The sequence below is a fragment of the Kitasatospora sp. NPDC056800 genome (assembly GCF_042789775.1).
Lineage (GTDB): Bacteria > Actinomycetota > Actinomycetes > Streptomycetales > Streptomycetaceae > Kitasatospora.
Genome location: NZ_JBHUAL010000005.1, coordinates 79,464 through 97,828 on the forward strand (window position 1 = coordinate 79,464; position 18,365 = coordinate 97,828).

Sequence of the window (18,365 nt, forward strand, 5' to 3'; positions counted from 1 at the left end):
GGGCGTCCGGCGGGACCCGTTCCCGCCGGGCGCCGTCAGGTCTGGACGGGCAGCCGCTGCTCGAACCAGACCACCTTGCCGGTGCCCAGCCTGGTCGCGCCCCAGCGGTCCGCGCACCGGGCGACTATCTGCAGCCCGCGCCCGCGTTCGTCCTCCGGCCCGGTGCGGCGCGGGCGCGGCAGCAGCGGGCTGTCGTCGCCGACCTCGCAGCGCAGCCGGGTGGTGCGCACCAGGCTCAGGGTGACCGGCCGGGTCGCGTGCTGGACGGCGTTGGTCACCAGCTCGCTGACCATCAGCTCGGTCGCCTCGCTGAGCTCGTCCAGCCCCCAGCGGCGCAGCGTGTGCGCGGCCAGCCGGCGGGCCCGGCCCGGCGTCTCGTTGCGCGGCTGGAGGTACCAGTGCGCGACGTCCCCGGCCGGGATGCCGTCGAAGCAGGCGCCGAGCAGCGCGATGTCGTCGCCCCGGTCGCCGGGCGGCAGGATCCGCAGCGCCTCCTGGCACAGCTGCTCGGGGGACTGCCAGCGGGCGGCGGCGATCCGGGCGCGCAGCACCTCCAGGCCGTCGCTGATCGGGCGGGTGCGGGTCTCCACCAGGCCGTCGGTGAACAGCAGCAGCGCCGAGCCGGGCGGCGCGGGCAGTTCGACGGAGTTGAAGTCCACCCCGCCGACGCCGATCGGCGCCCCGGAGTCCAGCTCGACCAGCTCGGCGGTGCCGTCCGGGCGGACCAGCACCGGCGGGACGTGCCCGGCGTTGGCCATCACCACCCGGTTGGCGATCGGGTCGTACACCGCGTAGACGCAGGTGGCCAGGTGCTGTTCGCGGCCGAGCCGCTGGGCCTGCTCGTCCAGGTGGTAGAGCACCTCGTGCGGCGGCAGGTCGAGGGCGGCCAGGGTCTGGGCGCTGGTGCGCAGCTGGCCCATGATGGCGGCCGAGGTGAGCGAGTGGCCCATCACGTCGCCGACGATCAGGGCGACCCGGTTGCCGGGCAGCGGGACGGCGTCGTACCAGTCCCCGCCGACCTGCGCGCCGCGCTCGCCGGGCAGGTAGCGCTGGGCGATCCGGACGCCGTGCGACTGCGGCAGGCGCAGCGGCAGCATGCTGCGCTGGAGCTCGTTGGCGATCTCCCACTCGCGGGCGTAGCGCAGCGCGGTGTCCACGGCCAGCCCGGCCTGGGTGGCGAGGTGCGCCGCGGTCGCGGTGTCCGCGGCGTCGAAGACCGGGCGGCCGGTGCGTTCGGGAGGGCGGCGGATCAGTATCAGCAGCCCGAGCACGGCCTTGCGGCCGCGCAGCGGCAGGGCGAGGACGGAGGTGCCGGCGGCCAGCCGGGCCACCCCGCGGGTGCCGTACAGCTCGCGCAGCAGCGTCTCGGCGCGCTCGGCGGAGGGGGTGCCGAGGACGGCGGGGTCGGCGGGGCGGCGGCTCAGCAGGGCGTGGGCGAGCGCCCCGCCGCGGGTCACCGGGGTGGCCGGGCCGCCGTCGGCGGTCGAGCGGGCGCCGTAGCGGGAGCGGCGCCGGTCGTCCATGCCGCTCGGGCGGCCGCGGCGGCCGATCCGGGTGCCGGTGCTGTGGTGTATCCGCAGCTCCTCCGGGAACCCGGGTTCGCGTTCGACGTTGGGCAGCGGGTCGCGCAGGTGGATGACGGCGGCGTCGGCGAGCGTCGGGACCAGCACCCGGCCGATGTTGCGCAGTGTCGCGGCGAGGTCGAGGGCGCTGTTGATCCGCCGGGTCGCCGAGTCGAGGTACGCCAGGCGGTCCGCCATCTCGGTGCGCTCCGGTCGTGCGCCCGTCCGTCGCGCGGCGGCCGGGGCCGCTGCCGGGGCCGGGACCGGGGCCGCCGTCAGGCCCGGGGCCGGCGGTGTCGGGCCCGCTGTCGCGGCCGGGACCTGGCGGCGCTGGCCCGGGACGGCGGGCGGCTGCTCCGCCTCGGTCTTGAGCTGGTCGCGCACGGCTGCCTGTCCTGGATTCGGTGTGGTCGGTGAGCTGTTCTGTTGCGTCGGCCACGGGTGCGGCCGGTCCTGTCCCGGTTCGATCAGCCGACGCGTCGACAGCACAGGAACAGCTGTTCCTCCGGCGGCAGCGAGGTACTGGCCGGTGCGTACGGATGCCCCGAGCACTCCTCGACGGCGAAGCCGGCCGAGACCAGAACCCGCTCCAGATCCTCCCTCAGATACCCACTGATCCGCAGCTCTCTGCCAAGGAACGGAAGCGGAACGTGATCCAGGTCCGCCTCGACCATACCGAGCGCCAGCAGTCCGGCCGGCCGCAGGAGTTCGCGCAGCTGCCCCAGCACGGTCGGGATCTCGTCCTGCGGCAGCAGGATCAGCGAGAAGAACGCGGTGATCGCGGCGAAGCGGCCCCGGCCCTCCGACCCCAGGTCGGGGGCGTTCCAGACCCGGTCCGCCCGCTCGGTGGCCAGATCGTACAGGTCGATCCGATGGAACACTGGCGCAAACCCGCCCGGGAAGACGGTCCGCCGGGCCAGCGTCAGCATCCCGTCGGAGAGGTCCGCGCCGGTCACCCGCAGACCGGCCGCGGCCAGCTGGCGGACGGTCGGGTCACCGGTGCCGCAGCCGACGTCCAGCACCCGGGCGCCCGGTTCGAGCTCGGCGACCAGCCGACGGCCGCAGGCCAGCTGGCCGTCCTTGGCCGGGAAGGCCTCGCCGTACCCGGCGCCGATGGTGTCGAAGGCGACCGCCTGCAGCGCCCGGGCCGCCCGCCGCCGCCGTACCTCGGGCTCGTCGTCGCCGGCGTCCTCGCCGACGGGGAACGGGTCGGATATCTGTCCGGTCGTCACGTTGCGAGGCACCCTTCCACCCGTGGCCTCCGGTGGCTCCTCCGCGGCCCCGGGGGCCGCTGCCGGTGGCGGTACGTCACGCTCTCCGCACCACACGGACGGACTGCACCCCGACGCGTTTCCGGCCGACACTCGTGTGCGTACTGGCATCTGAGAATATGCGTGATCACTGCGCCATGGGGTCCGTTTCCGGCCAACTCGCCGTGCTTGGGCCGTTGTGGCCCGGGTTGCGGAAGCACGAGGGTGCGGACGGGGTTGTGCGCGCGGCCCCGCACGCCGGACGATGCGCCCGGGGAAGGTCGATGACCTGCGGTTTTGTCCATCCGCGGGCTGACTATCGGACGTTTATCGAACGTCAATCGGCGCGGTGCACAGTGGAGTCCAGCGCCGGGGAAGCGTTGAGGGCGCTCCCGCAGCCGGGGGGCTGCGGGGGCGCCGACGCGCGGAACGGGGGAGGTTGTCCGTGGGGGAGCGGAAGCCTTACGGCGCGGGGGGAGAGAAGGGCTCGGTGTGCTGCTGGGAGATGAGGTCCGCCACGGGGGAGGCCTCAGGCACACCGAGCCGTGTGAAGATCGCATGGGCCTCTTGGAGGCAGGCGAGTCCACGAGCCGGCTGGGCGAGCGCCAACAGGGCCTCGCCCAGTGCGGCGTTCGCCAGGCCCTGGCAGTAGGCGGAGTCCATCTCCTGCCCGAGCGCCAGTGACTCGCCGGCGGCCGAGGCCGCCTCGGCGTGCTGGTCGGCGACGAGCAGGGCGGAGGCCAAGCGGGCCAGGGTGAAGCCCTCCCAGAGGGGGTTCTGCTGCGACCGGTAGAGCCGGTGCGCCTCCCGCAGGTGCGGGACGGCCTCGCCGCCGGCGAGCACCACGCCCAGCTGGTAGAGGGTCTGGGCGAGCAGCGGGCCGCTGTTGGACTGCCGCGCGGCGGCGACGCCCTCGCCGGCCGACCGGATCGCCGTCTCGGTCATGCCGAGCCGGTGCTGCACCCGGGCCATGTTGCTGACGACCCGGGCCTCCAGGATCGGCGCGGCCACGGCCCGGCTGGTGGCACGGGCCTGTTCGAGGAACTGCAGGGCCTCGGCCGGCCGGTTGCCGAGGTTCAGGATCACGCCCAGCATGTTGGCGGTGGCCAGCAGCAGGAAGGTCGGCTCGTCCGGGGCCTGGTGCTCCAGGCTCCGGCGGAAGGACTGCTCGGACCCCTGGAAGTCGCTGGTGACGGACTGCAGGGTGCCGAGGGCGACGTGGACCCGGGCGAGCGCGGCGCGGTCGCCGCAGCGCTCCGCCTCGCCGCCGATGGTCTCCAGGATCTGCCGCCCCTGAGGGCCGTGGGTGGGGTCCGGGCCGAGACCGTACAACAGGATCATCAGGTCCATCGCCGCGTGCCGTGAGGCGCGGGGGCCGTCCGCCGCCGCGGCCGCGGCGCTGAGCAGCAGGGCGCCCTCGGTCCGGAGCCAGTCCTGGGCGGAGCCGCTGGTCGGCAGGCCGATCCCGGCCGAGACGGGGGTGGTGAGCAGCTCGGGCAGCGGATCGTCCGGCTCGATGAGCTGGGTCGCGGTGCGGAGGGTCGGGATCAGCAGGTCGAGCAGCCGTCGGACGGCGCGCTCCTGCTCCTCGGTGTCGCCGATCCGCTCGTTCTGCCGCTGGGCGTAGAGCCGGAGCAGGTCGTGGTACCGGTAGCGGCCGGGCGTGAAGCACTCCAGCATGTTCGCCTCGACCAGCGCCTCGGCGAGGTCCTCGGCGGTGTACTCGTCCACCCCGAGCAGCGCGGCGGCGGACGCCAGCGGGATGTCGGGGGAGTCGATCAGGGCGAGCAGCCGAAAGGCGCGGGCCTCGGGTACGGACAGCTGTCCGTACCCGAGCCCGATGGTGGTCTCGACGGCGAGGTTGCCGAGCTGGAGCTCGTCCAGGCGACGGCGCTGGTCGGCTAACCGACTGGCCAGGTCGGAGACGCTCCACCGCGGCCGGCTGGCCAGCCGGGCGGCGGCGATGCGGACCGCCAGCGGCAGGAAGCCGCAGGCGGTGACGACCGCCATGGCCGCCTCCGGCTCGGCGGCGACCCGCTGCTCCCCGACGATGGCCGAGAACAGCGCCAGCGCCTCCTGCGGGGTCAGCTCCTCGACGTCGAACAGCTGGGCGCCGGGGATGCCGGCCAGCCGGGACCGGCTGGTGGCGAGCACCGCGCAGCCGGAGACCCCGGGGATGAGCGGTCGGATCTGGTCGGCGTCGCGCGCGTTGTCCAGCAGGATCAGCATCCGCCGGCTGGCGAGCAGCGAGCGGTAGAGGGCGGCGCGCTGCTCCAGCGAGTCGGGGCTCTCGGTGACGCCGAGCGCGTGCAGGAAGTCGCCCAGGACGCCCACCGGGTCGGCGGGCGAGGCACCGGCTCCGCGCAGGTCGACGTACAGCTGCCCGTCCGGGAACTCGGCGCGGACGCGGTGGGCGACGTGCACGGCGAGGGTGGTCTTGCCGACCCCGCCGATCCCGGCCAGCGAGGTCACCACCACGGCCTGGCCGGTGGCGTTCATCAGGACCGTCGAGAGGTCGCCCACCAGCTCGGTGCGACCGCTGAAGTCCGAGACGTCCGCCGGGAGTTGGGCCGGAGGCGCGGCCGGACCCTCCTCGCGGGCGGCCGGAGCGGACACCGCGGGAGGGGCCAGGTCGGGATCGGCGGCGAGGATGCGGGTGTGCATCGCGGACAGCCCCGCGCCGGGTTCGACTCCGAGCTCCTCGATCAGCAGCTTGCGGGTGTCGGTGTAGACACCGAGCGCCTCGGCCTGGCGGCCGCAGCGGTACAGCGCCAGCATCAGCAGTTCGCGCAGCCGCTCGCGCAGCGGGTGCTCGGCCGTCAGGTTGTTGAGCTCGCCGACGATCTCGGCGTGCAGGCCGATGTCGAGCGCGGCGGCGCACAGCTCCTCCGCGGCGGCCACCTGGCGTTCGGCCAGCCGGAGCCGCTGGGCGTCGGCGTAGGGGCCCGGGATGCCGGTGAGCGGACGGCCGCTGAACAGGTCCAGCGCCCGCACCAGGAGACGGTGTGCCTCGCGCTTGTCGCCGGTGGTCCGGGCGGCCGCGGCCTCGCCGGCGAGCCGCTCGAAGACCGTCAGGTCGAGGGCCTCGCCCGGGATGCGCAGCGCGTAGCCGTCGGCGACCGAGACCAGCAGCTCGGCGGGCCGGCGCACCTCGCGCCGGGGCTCGATGACGGAGCGCAGGCGGGAGACGTACGTGCGCAGCGCCGCCACCGCCTGGGCCGGGGGCCGCTCGCCCCAGAGCGCGTTCACGAGGTCCTGGGTGGTGACCGGGCGTCCGGAGTGCAGCAGGAGCGTGGTCAGAACGGCTTGTTGCTGGGGGGATCCGAGGGACAGGGGTTTCCCGTCGAGCCAGGCCTGGACCGGACCGAGGACTTGGAAGCGCAGCGCAGGGTTCTGCGGCGTCTCCAGAAACTCCATGAAGTCCCCCGATGGCCTGTGGTGTCGATTCCGTGAAAGGGCGCTCGGCGGTCCGCCGCGGTGGTTCAGCTTAGGCGGACGCCCGACTCTGCCGGACGGTGCCGCAAGCCGCACGATGTTTATCGGACATTTAATCAACCCTACGATACTGTCCGCGCGCCCGTGCCACAGAGGTCGGGCTGAAGACAATTGATGACCGAAAGGCGGCCTCCCAATGGCCAACGACCAGAGCGAGACCCCGGCGCCGTCCACGCCCGAGAACGCGGCGAAGACCGAGGCCCCGGCCGCCGCTGTGGAGGCGGGCAAGGCTGTGGAGGGCGCGGTGACCGCGTCCTCGAACCCGACCGAGTACACGGCGCCGACCGACGCGGAGAAGGACGCGTTCGAGAACGCCGCCTTCGGTGACGAGGGCCAGTACATCGAGGAGCCCGACCACCGGGCCGGTGGCAAGCCGGGCGGCCCGTACGAGCCGGAGACCCTCGTCGGCGGCCACCCGTAAGCCGTTCCGACCGTGCGCCCCCGTGCCCCCGTCCGGGCGCGGGGGCGCTGTTGGTTATGCGCGCGCCAATTCGTGTGCGGGTGCATCGCGGTGGCCGATTCCCGCCCATGGTGCACGCATGGTGACCGGCGTTATCCGTAACGTGCCCGGCGTCGGGCGCCGCGCGTTCCGGAATTCCGGATTCACCAGGGGGATTGCCTGGTCCTGATTGTTGTGGTTTGCGTGGATTTTTCCGCAATTCCCGATGCCGATCTCAATCAGCCGAATCGCGGGTCTCGGGCGCGGGGGCGACGTGGTGCGGTTCCGCGGCCCATTCCCGGCCGCCGCCCTCGGGGCGCAGGTAGTGCTCGCCGCCGATGGTGTCCATGTAGATGCCGGTGCGTCCGGTCCTCCGGTCGAGGACGAGTTCACCCACGTGGGGCCGGTAGGCCGGGGCGTTGCGCTGTCGGGTGCTCACCGTGCTGCTCCTCGCTCTGGTCGGCGACTGGCCAGCATCTCTAGAGAAGCTAATATCTCTAGAGATGTCAACGGTCGTATCTCCTTACCGGCGACCGCGGGCACGCCTACGATTTGTCCCAGGCAGAGGGAGCGGCGATGACCGGCAGCAATGGCGACAAGCAGCCCAAGTACCAGCGGATCGCCGAAGCGCTGAAGGAGGCCATCGACACCGGCCGGTACCGCGCGGGCGACCGCCTGCCCGGCGAGAACGACCTCATGGACGAGTACGGTGTGGCCCGGATGACCGCCCGCCAGGCGCTGGGCGTGCTGCAGAGCGAGGGCATCGCCGAGGCCCGGCGCGGCGCCGGGGTGTTCGTCCGGGACTTCCGGCCGCTGCGCCGGCGCGGCATCCAGCGGCTGGCGCAGGGGCAGTGGGGGTCCGGCCGGTCGATATGGTCGGCGGACATCGACAACCGCAGCCTGGTGGTCGACCAGGTGTCCGTCACCGAGCGGGGCGCGCCCGAGCACGTGGCCCGGGTGCTCGGGGTCGACCCGGGCGCTCCGATGTGCGTGCGGCACCGCCGCTTCGTCCTGGACGGCAAGCCGGTGCTGCTCTCGACCTCCTACCTGCCCGCCGTGCTGGTCTCCGGCACCGCCATCACCCGCGAGGACACCGGCCCCGGCGGCACCTACGCCCGGCTCGCCGAGATCGGCGCCAAGCCCGTGCACTTCCGCGAGGAGGTCCGCTCCCGGATGCCCGGCGCCGACGAGTCCGCCCGCCTGGAGCTGTCCGCCGGCACCCCGGTCATCCTGATCTGCCGCACCGCCTTCGCCGACGAGGGCCAGGTCGTCGAGCTCAACGAGATGATCCTGGACGCCGCCTCCTACGTCCTGGAGTACGACTTCGACGCCTGAGCGCCGCCGGCAGGAGCGCGGGGGCGGCGCCGGGAACGCCACCGCCCCGGGCGCGGGGCGGCCGGGGCGGTTCGGGGGCGTGCGGGGTGCTGCCGCGCGCGGGGTTACTCCTTGGAGCGGACGCGCAGGCTGGTGATCAGCGGGCCCTCGGTGGTCTCGCGGAAGAAGTCGTTGCCCTTGTCGTCGACGACGATGAAGGCCGGGAAGTCCTCGACCTCGATGCGCCAGACCGCCTCCATGCCGAGCTCGGCGTACTCCAGCACCTCGACCTTCTTGATGCAGTCCTGGGCGAGGCGGGCGGCCGGGCCGCCGATCGAGCCGAGGTAGAAGCCGCCGTGCTGGGCGCAGGCGTCGGTGACCTGCTTGCTGCGGTTGCCCTTGGCGAGCATGACCATCGAGCCGCCGGCCGCCTGGAACTGGTCGACGTAGGAGTCCATCCGGCCGGCCGTGGTGGGGCCGAAGGAGCCGGAGGCGTAGCCCTCGGGGGTCTTGGCCGGGCCCGCGTAGTAGACCGGGTGGTCCTGGAGGTACTTGGGCATGCCCTGGCCGGCGTCCAGGCGCTCCTTGATCTTGGCGTGGGCGATGTCGCGGGCGACCACCAGGGTGCCGGTGAGCGAGAGCCGGGTCTTCACCGGGTACTTGGAGAGTTCGGCGCGGATCGCGGACATCGGCTGGTCGAGGTCGACGCGCACCACGTCGTCGTCCAGGTGCTCGTCGGTGGTGTCCGGCAGGTACTTCGCCGGGTCGGTCTCCAGCTGCTCCAGGAAGACGCCCTCGGCGGTGATCTTGCCGAGCGCCTGGCGGTCGGCGGAGCAGGAGACCGCCATCGCGACCGGCAGCGAGGCGCCGTGGCGGGGCAGGCGGACCACGCGCACGTCGTGGCAGAAGTACTTGCCGCCGAACTGGGCGCCGATGCCGATCTTCTGGGTCAGCTCGGTGACCTTGGCCTCCAGCTCCAGGTCGCGGAAGCCGTGGCCGGTCTTGGCGTCGCCCGAGGTCGGCAGGTTGTCCAGGTAGTGCGCCGAGGCGTACTTGGCGGTCTTCAGCGCGAACTCGGCGCTGGTGCCGCCGATCACGATGGCCAGGTGGTACGGCGGGCAGGCCGCGGTGCCCAGCGAGCGGATCTTCTGCTCCAGGAACGAGAGCATGCTCGCCTCGTTCAGGATGGCCTTGGTCTCCTGGTACAGGTACGACTTGTTGGCGGAGCCGCCGCCCTTGGCCATGAACAGGAACTTGTACGCGTCGCCGTCGGTGGCGTACAGCTCGATCTGGGCCGGCAGGTTGTTGCCGGTGTTCTTCTCGTCCCACATGGTCACCGGGGCCATCTGGGAGTACCGCAGGTTGAGCTTGGTGTAGGCGTCGTACACGCCGCGCGCGATGGCGGAGTCGTCGCCGCCGGAGGTCAGCACGTTCTGGCCGCGCTTGCCCATGACGATCGCGGTGCCGGTGTCCTGGCACATCGGGAGGATGCCGCCGGCCGAGATGTTGACGTTCTTCAGCAGGTCGAGCGCGACGAAGCGGTCGTTGGGGCTGGCCTCCGGGTCGTCCAGGATGCGGCGCAGCTGGGCGAGGTGGGCGGGGCGCAGGTAGTGCGAGATGTCGTGCATCGCCTCGGCCGTCAGCAGCCGCAGCGCCTCGGGCTCGACCTGGAGGAAGGTGCGACCGCCGGCCTCGAAGGTGGAGACGCCCTCGGAGGTGAGCTTGCGGTACGGGGTCGGGTCAGCGCCCAGGGGGAGCAGGTCGCTGTACTCGAAGTCTGGCGTGGGAGCCATCGGGGCGGTCCTTAGGGGTCCAGTGGTGCGGCTGCGTCGGCGAAGCACCATCCAGGGTAGGACCCGCCGGAAGTCGGCATGCGGACAGGGCAGCCTTGCGTGACCGGGCTCACTCGCGCAGGAGTGCGAGCGACTAGGCTGACCCCGTGGACAACTCGCCGTCGCACGACGATTCGGGGCAGCCGCCGGTGCCGGTGCCCGTACCGATGACCAAACCCGAACCCAAGTCAGAGAGCAGACCCGAACTCAGGCCCGAGGCCGGGGCCGCGGCGCGGCCGCACGCGCCGGCCGCGGAGGCGGAGCTGCGCGTCTCCGACGCCGACCGCGAGAAGGTCGCGGAGCTGCTGCGCGACGCCTACGCCGAGGGGCGCCTGGACGCGGACGAGCACGCCGAGCGGATCGAGGCCGCGTACGCCTCGAAGACCTTCGGCGACCTCGCGCCGCTGACCCGGGACCTGCCGGCCCGCCCGCTGTCCTTCGAGAAGCAGCCGTTGAGCGCCCCGCAGGGGCCGCCGCCGCAGCAGCCGGCGCGCCAGGAGGCCCCGACGGTGGTGGCGATCTTCGGCGGCGCGTCCCGCAAGGGCCGCTGGCGGGTGGGCTCGCACCTGAGCGCCTTCACCGCGTTCGGTGGCGTGGACATCGACCTGAGCGACGCCGTGTTCGAGTCCCCCGAGGTGGAGATCACGGTGACGGCGATCTTCGGCGGGGTCCAGATCCGGGTCCCGGAGAACGTGAGCCTCCAGGGGTCCGGCATCGGCATCTTCGGCGGTTTCGACGTCCGCGAGCAGACCGCGGCGGACCCGTACGCTCCGGTTGTCCGGGTCAAGGGCCTTGCGCTGTTCGGCGGTTGCGAGGCCAAGCCGCGCCGCGGCAAGAAGCTGAAGGAGTGGGTGCGCCGTCAACTCGGCACCGACTGACCGCCGTTGACCTGCACAGTGCCCGGCCGGGAGCCAACTACCGGCCGGGCACTCGGCGTTGCGGCCAGTGCTCTGCGTAGTCGATTGCGTGCAGTGTGCATGAATCGCGGCCGAGCGGGGTAGTTCCTTCCGCACATCGCTTCTTGGACGGCTGCGCACCGGAGGCGGCCGAGCGGCCGTGCCGGGGTTGGACAGCGGGGGCTCGCAGCCGGCGGGGGAGCGAGGGGTCCCCGTGTCCGAGAGCCTCGTCAGGAGTACGGCCGTGCTGCATCCGATCGAGTCCCGCACCACCTCGCCAGTCGCCGCCGCGCAGGTCCTGGAGCGCCGCCCCGGCGTCCGGCCGCAGCCGCAGCCCCCGGGTGGCCCGGCGGGTTCCCCCGCGGGCGAGGACAATCCCTGGCACACCGGTGCCGCGTGTCGGCGGGACGAGGTGGGGCTGTTCTTCGCGCCCTCCAAGGAGCCGACGGCGGCCCGGCTGTCGCGCGAGGAGCAGGCCAAGCAGGTCTGCGCCCGCTGCCCGGTGCTGCTGGAGTGCCGCGAGCACGCGCTGGCCCAGCCGGAGCCGTACGGGGTCTGGGGCGGGCTGACGGCCGCCGAGCGGCGGGTGGTGCTGGCCCGGCGCCGCCGCCGGGACGCGGAGCTGCGCGAGGCGGCCCGGGTGACGGCGGCCGGTCGGCGCCGGATAGCCGGGTGAGGGCGGGCCCGAGAGCGGGAGGACGGTGCGCCGCGGCCCCGGGGGAGGGGGATTCCGCCGGGGCCGCGAAGCGCGTCGCCGTGGGGCCCGGCAGGCGGTAGCCCGGTCCGTCGGGCTACCGCCTACCGGGCTCAGTTGGCGCGGTCGAAGTCGATCGCGCTGTACGCCCGCAGCTTCGAGAGCTTGTGGGTGGAGTTGATCTCGCGGATGGTGCCGCTCTTGGAGCGCATCACCAGCGAGCTGGTGGTGGCGGTCTCCGAGCGGTAGTGCACGCCGCGCAGCAGCTCGCCGTCGGTGATGCCGGTGGCGACGAAGAACACGTTCTCGCCGCTGACCAGGTCGTCCGTGGTGAGCACCCGGTCCAGGTCGTGGCCGGCGTCCAGGGCCTTCTGCCGCTCGGCGTCGTCCTTGGGCCACAGCCGGCCCTGGATCACGCCGCCCATGCACTTCATCGCGCAGGCCGCGATGATGCCCTCCGGGGTGCCGCCGACGCCCATCAGCAGGTCGACGCCGGTGCCCTCGCGGGCGGCCATGATGGCGCCGGCCACGTCGCCGTCCGAGATGAACTTGATCCGGGCGCCCGCCTCGCGGATCTCCCGGACCAGGCCGTCGTGGCGCGGGCGGTCGAGCACCACGACGGTGACGTCCTCGACGGCGCTGCCCTTGGCCTTGGCGACCCGGCGGATGTTGACCGCCGCCGGGGCGGTGATGTCGACGAACTCGGCCGCCTCCGGTCCGGCCACCAGCTTGTCCATGTAGAACACGGCGCTGGGGTCGAACATGGTGCCGCGGTCGGCGACGGCCAGCACGGCCACCGCGTTGTTCATGCCCTTGGCGGTCAGCGTGGTGCCGTCCACCGGGTCGACCGCGACGTCGCACTCGGCGCCGGTGCCGTCGCCGACCCGTTCGCCGTTGTAGAGCATCGGGGCTTCGTCCTTCTCGCCCTCGCCGATGACGACGACGCCGTTCATCGAGACGGTCGAGACGAGGGTGCGCATCGCCTTCACGGCGGCGCCGTCCGCGCCGTTCTTGTCACCCCGGCCGACCCACCGGCCGGCGGCCATCGCGGCCGCCTCGGTGACCCGGACGAGTTCGAGCGCGAGGTTCCGGTCCGGAGCCTCGGGCGCGACCTCCAGGGCACTGGGAAGCTGGTGCGGGTACTGCGTGGACATCGTCGTTACCTCTCTGTACGCGACGACCAGTGAGCGCCCGACTACTGCCAGGTCGAACGCCGTGGTGAGGGTATTGCGATCGTATCTGCCCACGAGATGACTGTCTGTGGCGCGGGTCGCTGCTCTGTGGCGGAAAACGCCTGTTCATCCCGTTTCACCCGGACGTGAATACCCCTGGTGACCGCCCCGGGATGTGGATGAGTCACCATGTGGGGGTGGCAGCAGACAACAAGGGCATGAGGGGTCGGCAGACCGTACGGGACATGGTCCTGTCGATGCTGGTGGTCGGTTTCGTCGTCTGGATCGGGTACCTGTTCCTCCCGCACGACGCCAACGGCGACCCGGTGCACGAGGTCGCGTACAAGGTGGAGACCTCCACCGCCAGGCGTGCGGCGCCGTACCCGGTGCTCTCCCCGGAGGGGCTGTCCGACAAGTGGCGGGCCACCTCGGTCAGCTACAAGCCGGCCGACCAGAACAACGGCAGGGGCAACGCCTGGCACCTGGGCTTCGTGACCCCCTCCGGCCAGTACGCGGCGGTCGAGCAGAGCGACGTGCCGCGCGACTCCCTGCTGGCCGCCTACGTGACGGGCGCCAAGCCGGACGGCACCGCCGAGGTGGCCGGCCGCGCCTGGGAGCGCGTGCAGGGCGAGAAGGCCCGCGCGCTGACCGTGCAGACCGGCCCCGGGACCACCCTGCTCACCGGCACCGCCTCCTACGAGGAGCTGACCGAACTGGCGCAGGCGCTCAAGTAGCCCGCCCCCGTTCCACCCCGCCCGGCACGCGCCGGAGCACCCTGGACGACGCCGAAGGGCCCCGCACCGGACGAACCGGTGCGGGGCCCTTGCGCGCGGGGCGGATCAGACGGTGGTGACGACCTCGTCGTAGGCCAGGCGCGGCGAACGCGGGAACCAGGCGTCGTCGCCCGGCTTGCCGATGTTGACCACGGCCAGCACCGAGTGCTCGCCGTCGCCGAAGAACTCCTTGTTGATGCCCTCGGCGTCATAGCCGGTCATCGGGCCGGCGGCCAGGCCGGCGGCGCGCACGCCGATGATGAAGTACGCGGCCTGCAGGGCGCCGTTCAGCTTGGCGGACTGCTCACGGACGCTGCGCTCCGAGAAGAAGACGTCCTTGGCCTGCGGGAAGTGCGGGAACTGGGTCGGCAGCTCCTCGTGGAACTCGTTGTCCGCGGCGAGGACGGCGACCAGCGGGGCGGCGGCGGTCTTGGCCTTGTTGCCGTCCGCGAGGTGCTGGACGAGGCGCTCGCGGCCCTCGGCCGAGCGGACCAGGACGACGCGCAGCGGCTGCTGGTTGAAGGCGGTCGGGCCGTACTTGACCAGCTCGTAGATGGCCTGGACCTGCTCCTCGGTGACCGGCTCGTCGGTGAAGGTGTTCGCGGTGCGGGCCTCGCGGAACAGCAGGTCCTGGGCGGCGGCGTCGAGTACCAGGGCGTCGGTGGTCATGCTTCTGCACCTCATGCGAAAGGGGGTTCGTCGGTATGATCGGCCGCAGCCGGTCACTTCATCCAACATAGGTGAAGTTTCAACGATTCCCCAAGCGAATGTGACCTGCCTCACTCCCCGCCCGGGCCCGCGCCCTCCTCGGCGGCCAGGGCGGCGTCCAGCCGGGCCCGGGCGCCGTCCAGCCAGCGCTGGCACACCTTCGCCAGCTGCTCGCCGCGCTCCCACAGGGCCAGCGACTCCTCCAGCGACGTCCCGCCGTTCTCCAGCTGCCGGACGACGTCCAGCAGCGCGTCCCGGGCGTGCTCGTAGCCCAGCGCGTCGTCCGGGTTCGGCGCCGCCGCGTCCTGCTGCTCCTGCTGCTCTGCCATGCGTGCCAGCGTAGGGGGTGCGGGTGACAGCGTCAGCCCGCGTCGGCCGCCGTGACGTCGAAGCCGCCGCCCGCCACCCGGGCATGCAGCCCCTCGCCGGGCGCGACCTGCGCCGGGTCGGTCACCACCGTGCCGTCCGCCCGCTGGAGCACCGCGTAGCCGCGCTCCAGGGTGGCCGCCGGGGAGAGCGCCACCACCCGGGCCAGGGTGTGGCCGAGGTCGCTCTGCGCGTGGTCCAGCCGGTGCCGCAGGGTGCGCCGGGCCCGCTCCAGCAGGCCGTCCACCTCCTGCCCGCGCCCGTCCAGCATCCGGTGCGGGGCGGCCAGCGCCGGGCGGCTGCGCACCCCGTCCAGTCCGTGCTGCTCGCGGTCGACCCGGGACAGCACGTGCCGGCGGGCGCGGTCGCGCAGCTGACGGACCTTGGCCAGTTCCTCGCCGACGTCCGGAACCACCCGTTTGGCCGCATCGGTCGGGGTGGAGGCGCGCAGGTCGGCCACGAAGTCCAGCAGCGGCTGGTCGGGCTCGTGCCCGATCGCGCTCACCACCGGCGTACGGGCGGCCGCGACCAGCCGCACCAGCCCCTCGTCCGAGAACGGCAGCAGGTCCTCCACGCTGCCGCCGCCGCGGGCCACGATGATCACGTCCACCTCGGGGTGCTCGTCCAGCTCCCGCACCGCCGCGCTCACCCGCTCCACCGCGCTGACCCCCTGCACCGGGACGTTGCGCACCTCGAAGCGGACGGCCGGCCAGCGCCGCCGGGCGTTCTCCAGCACGTCGCGCTCGGCGGCCGAGTCGCGCCCGGTGACCAGCCCGACGCACTGCGGCAGGAACGGCAGCGGCCGCTTGCGCTCGGCCGCGAACAGGCCCTCCCCGGCGAGCCGCCGCTTCAGCTGCTCCAGCCGGGCCAGCAGCTCGCCGAGGCCCACCGGGCGGATCTCCGAGGCACGCAGCGACAGCTGCCCGCGCGCCGCGTACCACTCCGGCTTGGCGTGCACGACGACCCGCGCGCCCTCCTGCACCACCTCCGCGACCTGGTCGAACACCGAGCGGAAGCAGGTCACCGTGAGCGACACGTCGGCCTGCGGGTCGCGCAGGGTCAGGAACACCACGCCCGCGCCGGGGCGCCGGCTGAGCTGGGTGATCTGCCCCTCCACCCAGACCGCGCCGAGCCGGTCGACCCAGCCGCCGATCAGCGCGGAGACCTTGCCGACCGGGAGCGGCGCTTCGGGGGAGCTGGTGTTGGCCATGCGTACGAGGCTAGCGGCGCGGGCCGACACGGCCGAGACCGCGTCGTCGCGGGCCGGCCCGGCCGAGGCCGCGCCCGGCCCCGCGCGGCCCGACGGCGGTCACCGGGGAAGCCGGGGCGGCCGGCGCCCGTCGGCCCCGCCGCGGGCGGCGCCCTGGACGGCGAGCACCACCAGGCCGACCGCCAGCCAGACCAGCCCGACGATCTGCGCGGTGGTCGAGGCCTCGTACACCACCGCCCCGATCACCGCGATCCCCAGCGCCGGGACGACCACGTGCCGCAGCCACCGCCGCGAGCCGTGCCGCACCGCGTACCAGCCGATCACCGAGGCGTGCAGCAGCGCGAAGGCGGTCAGCGCGCCCACGTTGACCACCGAGGTGAGCTGGTCCAGCCCGTCGTCCCGGTCGGCCGCCCAGACCGCCGCCGCCATCGTGATCACCGCGGCCGCCAGCAGTGCCCGGCGCGGCACCGCGCTGCCCGGGTCGACGGAGCCGAGCAGTCGCGGCAGTCGGCCCTCCCGGCCCATTGCGAAGACCAGCCGCCCGGCCGCGGCCTGCCCGGCCAGGGCCGCGAAGGCCGCGCCGATCGCCTTGCTGGCCGCCACCAGCACGTGCAGCCAGTGCCCGACGCCGCTCTCCACGGTGTCGTAGAAGGCCGAGCCCTGCGCCGCCGGGTCGGCGGCCAGCTGCTGCGGGCCCAGCGGCTCCAGCAGCGCCGCCAGGTAGGTCTGGGCGACGAACAGCACCCCGGCCAGCGCCAGGCACCAGAGCACCGCCCGGGCCACCGCCGCCGAGGCGCCGACCGCCTCCTCCACGAAGGTGGCGATGGCGTCGAAGCCCAGGTAGGAGAGCACCGCGACGGACACCGCGGAGACCACCGCGGTCATCGAGAAGGCCCCGACGGCGGTGAACGGGGTGTCCCAGCCGCGCTGGGCCCCGCCCTGGGCCAGCGCCACCACGGCCGCGGCCACGAACACCGCCAGCACCGCGATCTCCATCGCGAGCACCGCGAGGCCGACCACCGCCGCCGTCCGCACCCCGACCAGGTTGAGCGCGGTGGTCACCACCACCGCGAGCGCCGTCCAGACCCAGCGCGAGACGTCCGGGACCAGGGAGTTCAGCGCGATCCCGGAGAACAGGTAGGCCACGGCGGGGATCAGGAGGTAGTCGAGCATCGCCATCCACCCGGCGATGAAGCCCGGCCCCTCGCCCAGCCCGGCCCGGGCGTAGGCGAACACCGAGCCGGTCTGCGGCACCGCGCGCACCATCTGGGCGTACGAGAAGGCGGTGAAGCCCATCGCCACCGTCGCGGCCAGGTACACCGTGGCGACGGCGCCGTGGCTCTTGGCGTCCAGCACGCCGAAGACGCCGACCGGGGCCATCGGGGCGATGAACAGCAGTCCGTAGACCATCAGATCGCGGACGCCCAGGCTGCGGCGCAGGCCGCTCGGCGTCACCTGCTCGCTCACAGAGCTCATAGACACCATATTTTGAGCGCTGTTGACCGGGTCTGCACGGAATGTGTCCGCCGTCGGCGCGGCTTCGCGCCGGGGGCCCGGCGGGCGGGCGCCGCTCGCGGCCGCCCGTACGATGGAGCCATGTCCAAGACCGCGCAGCGCCGTGTCCTGCTCGCCGCCCCCCGGGGCTACTGCGCGGGAGTCGACCGCGCCGTGATCGCCGTGGAGAAGGCCCTGGAGCAGTACGGGGCGCCCATCTACGTCCGCAAGCAGATCGTCCACAACAAGTACGTGGTGCAGACCCTGGAGAAGAAGGGCGCGATCTTCGTCGACGAGACGGAGGAGGTGCCCGAGGGCTCGATCGTCGTCTTCTCGGCGCACGGCGTCGCCCCGGCCGTCCACGACGAGGCGCGGGCCGGCCGGCTGGCCACCATCGACGCGACCTGCCCGCTGGTCACCAAGGTGCACAAGGAGGCCGTGCGCTTCGCCGACGAGGGCTTCGACATCCTGCTGGTGGGCCACGAGGGCCACGAGGAGGTCATCGGCACCATGGGCGAGGCCCCGGACCGGATCCACCTGGTGGACGGTGCCGAGGACGTCGCCAACGTGCAGGTCCGGGACGAGTCCAAGGTCGTCTGGCTGTCCCAGACCACCCTGTCCGTGGACGAGACCATGGCCACCGTCGGCGAGCTGAAGAAGCGCTTCCCGGGGCTGGTCAGCCCGCCCAGCGACGACATCTGCTACGCCACCCAGAACCGCCAGGTCGCGGTCAAGCAGCTGGCCCCGGAGACCGACCTGCTGATCGTGGTCGGCTCCAAGAACTCCTCCAACTCCGTCCGCCTGGTCGAGGTCGGCCTGGAGTACGGCGCCAAGGCCGCCCACCTGGTGGACTTCGCCGAGGAGATCCGCGAGGAGTGGCTGGAGGGCGTCACCACGGTCGGCCTGACCAGCGGCGCCTCGGTGCCGGAGATCCTGGTCGACGGCGTGCTGGAGTTCCTGGCCACGCGCGGTTACGACACGGTCGAGACGGTCAAGACCGCCGAGGAGCACCTGACCTTCTCGCTGCCCAAGGAACTGCGCCGTGACCTGCGCGCCGAGGCGGCTGGCAAGCTCTGACCCCACCCGGAAGGGCCCGCCCCCCCCCCCGGGGGGGGGGGCGCGCGCGCGGGGGGGGGAATGAAAAAAACACAACCCCCACA

General features: G+C 73.2%; 16 protein-coding genes. 6 read left to right on the top strand and 10 right to left on the bottom strand.

The genetic code is table 11. From position 1 onward, the window contains the following. Positions 1-35 precede the first annotated feature (35 nt). The 3 genes from ACFRQN_RS02470 to ACFRQN_RS02480 form a co-directional block, all read right to left on the bottom strand. Positions 36-1,946 (bottom strand): ATP-binding SpoIIE family protein phosphatase, encoded by a 1,911-nt coding sequence (locus tag ACFRQN_RS02470; protein ID WP_117489373.1) that lies wholly within the window; start codon positions 1,944-1,946, stop codon positions 36-38. A gap of 83 nt (positions 1,947-2,029) precedes the next feature. Further along, positions 2,030-2,701: a class I SAM-dependent methyltransferase gene (locus ACFRQN_RS02475; RefSeq protein WP_380737674.1), complete on the bottom strand. Its 672-nt coding sequence runs from the start codon at positions 2,699-2,701 to the stop codon at positions 2,030-2,032. Between the two features lie 573 nt (positions 2,702-3,274). Continuing rightward, positions 3,275-6,229 carry a BTAD domain-containing putative transcriptional regulator gene (locus ACFRQN_RS02480; RefSeq protein WP_380737659.1) on the bottom strand — a complete coding sequence of 985 codons (2,955 nt, stop codon included), beginning with the start codon at positions 6,227-6,229 and terminating at the stop codon, positions 3,275-3,277. Positions 6,230-6,443: 214 nt separating this feature from the next. Between ACFRQN_RS02480 and ACFRQN_RS02485 the strand changes: the two genes are divergently transcribed. Beyond that, a complete protein-coding gene (locus tag ACFRQN_RS02485; protein WP_117489375.1) occupies positions 6,444-6,728 on the top strand; it encodes a hypothetical protein in 285 nt (94 codons plus the stop codon). 253 nt (positions 6,729-6,981) lie between these two features. Here the strand turns inward: ACFRQN_RS02485 and ACFRQN_RS02490 are convergent, their stop codons facing one another. Then, on the bottom strand, positions 6,982-7,185 hold the full coding sequence (locus ACFRQN_RS02490) for a hypothetical protein (RefSeq protein ID WP_049651715.1): 204 nt from the start codon (positions 7,183-7,185) through the stop codon (positions 6,982-6,984). Between the two features lie 137 nt (positions 7,186-7,322). Here ACFRQN_RS02490 and ACFRQN_RS02495 point away from each other — a divergent pair, with 137 nt between their 5' ends. After that, positions 7,323-8,081 (top strand): GntR family transcriptional regulator, encoded by a 759-nt coding sequence (locus tag ACFRQN_RS02495; protein ID WP_049651716.1) that lies wholly within the window; start codon positions 7,323-7,325, stop codon positions 8,079-8,081. Between the two features lie 104 nt (positions 8,082-8,185). Here ACFRQN_RS02495 and ACFRQN_RS02500 read toward each other — a convergent pair whose 3' ends face one another. Next, on the bottom strand, positions 8,186-9,853 hold the full coding sequence (locus tag ACFRQN_RS02500) for a fumarate hydratase (protein ID WP_049651719.1): 1,668 nt from the start codon (positions 9,851-9,853) through the stop codon (positions 8,186-8,188). A gap of 146 nt (positions 9,854-9,999) precedes the next feature. On the opposite strand from ACFRQN_RS02500, the gene ACFRQN_RS02505 reads away from it, so the two are divergent. After that, positions 10,000-10,770 carry a DUF1707 domain-containing protein gene (locus ACFRQN_RS02505; RefSeq protein WP_380737662.1) on the top strand — a complete coding sequence of 257 codons (771 nt, stop codon included), beginning with the start codon at positions 10,000-10,002 and terminating at the stop codon, positions 10,768-10,770. A 316-nt stretch (positions 10,771-11,086) separates the two neighbouring features. Beyond that, positions 11,087-11,464, top strand: coding sequence for a WhiB family transcriptional regulator (locus ACFRQN_RS02510; RefSeq protein WP_049651731.1), 378 nt, complete (start codon positions 11,087-11,089; stop codon positions 11,462-11,464). Positions 11,465-11,595: 131 nt separating this feature from the next. Here the strand turns inward: ACFRQN_RS02510 and glpX are convergent, their stop codons facing one another. Then, entirely contained in the window at positions 11,596-12,636 is a 1,041-nt protein-coding gene (glpX, locus tag ACFRQN_RS02515) for a class II fructose-bisphosphatase (RefSeq protein ID WP_049651720.1), read from the bottom strand. 215 nt (positions 12,637-12,851) lie between these two features. Here glpX and ACFRQN_RS02520 point away from each other — a divergent pair, with 215 nt between their 5' ends. After that, entirely contained in the window at positions 12,852-13,388 is a 537-nt protein-coding gene (locus tag ACFRQN_RS02520; RefSeq protein ID WP_369808295.1) for a DUF4245 domain-containing protein, read from the top strand. Between the two features lie 105 nt (positions 13,389-13,493). On the opposite strand, the gene ACFRQN_RS02525 is transcribed toward ACFRQN_RS02520, so the two are convergent. The 4 genes from ACFRQN_RS02525 to ACFRQN_RS02540 form a co-directional block, all read right to left on the bottom strand. Next, the gene (locus ACFRQN_RS02525; protein WP_380737664.1) at positions 13,494-14,096 is read right to left on the bottom strand and encodes a malonic semialdehyde reductase; all 603 of its coding nucleotides are present in this window, start codon (positions 14,094-14,096) and stop codon (positions 13,494-13,496) included. Between the two features lie 110 nt (positions 14,097-14,206). Further along, positions 14,207-14,464 (bottom strand): exodeoxyribonuclease VII small subunit, encoded by a 258-nt coding sequence (locus ACFRQN_RS02530; RefSeq protein WP_049651723.1) that lies wholly within the window; start codon positions 14,462-14,464, stop codon positions 14,207-14,209. Between the two features lie 32 nt (positions 14,465-14,496). Then, positions 14,497-15,711 (bottom strand): exodeoxyribonuclease VII large subunit, encoded by a 1,215-nt coding sequence (gene xseA / locus ACFRQN_RS02535; RefSeq protein WP_049651724.1) that lies wholly within the window; start codon positions 15,709-15,711, stop codon positions 14,497-14,499. 99 nt (positions 15,712-15,810) lie between these two features. Next, positions 15,811-17,187 carry an APC family permease gene (locus ACFRQN_RS02540; RefSeq protein ID WP_380737666.1) on the bottom strand — a complete coding sequence of 459 codons (1,377 nt, stop codon included), beginning with the start codon at positions 17,185-17,187 and terminating at the stop codon, positions 15,811-15,813. A 120-nt stretch (positions 17,188-17,307) separates the two neighbouring features. On the opposite strand from ACFRQN_RS02540, the gene ACFRQN_RS02545 reads away from it, so the two are divergent. Next, positions 17,308-18,282 carry a 4-hydroxy-3-methylbut-2-enyl diphosphate reductase gene (locus ACFRQN_RS02545; RefSeq protein WP_049651726.1) on the top strand — a complete coding sequence of 325 codons (975 nt, stop codon included), beginning with the start codon at positions 17,308-17,310 and terminating at the stop codon, positions 18,280-18,282. Positions 18,283-18,365: the final 83 nt, after the last annotated feature.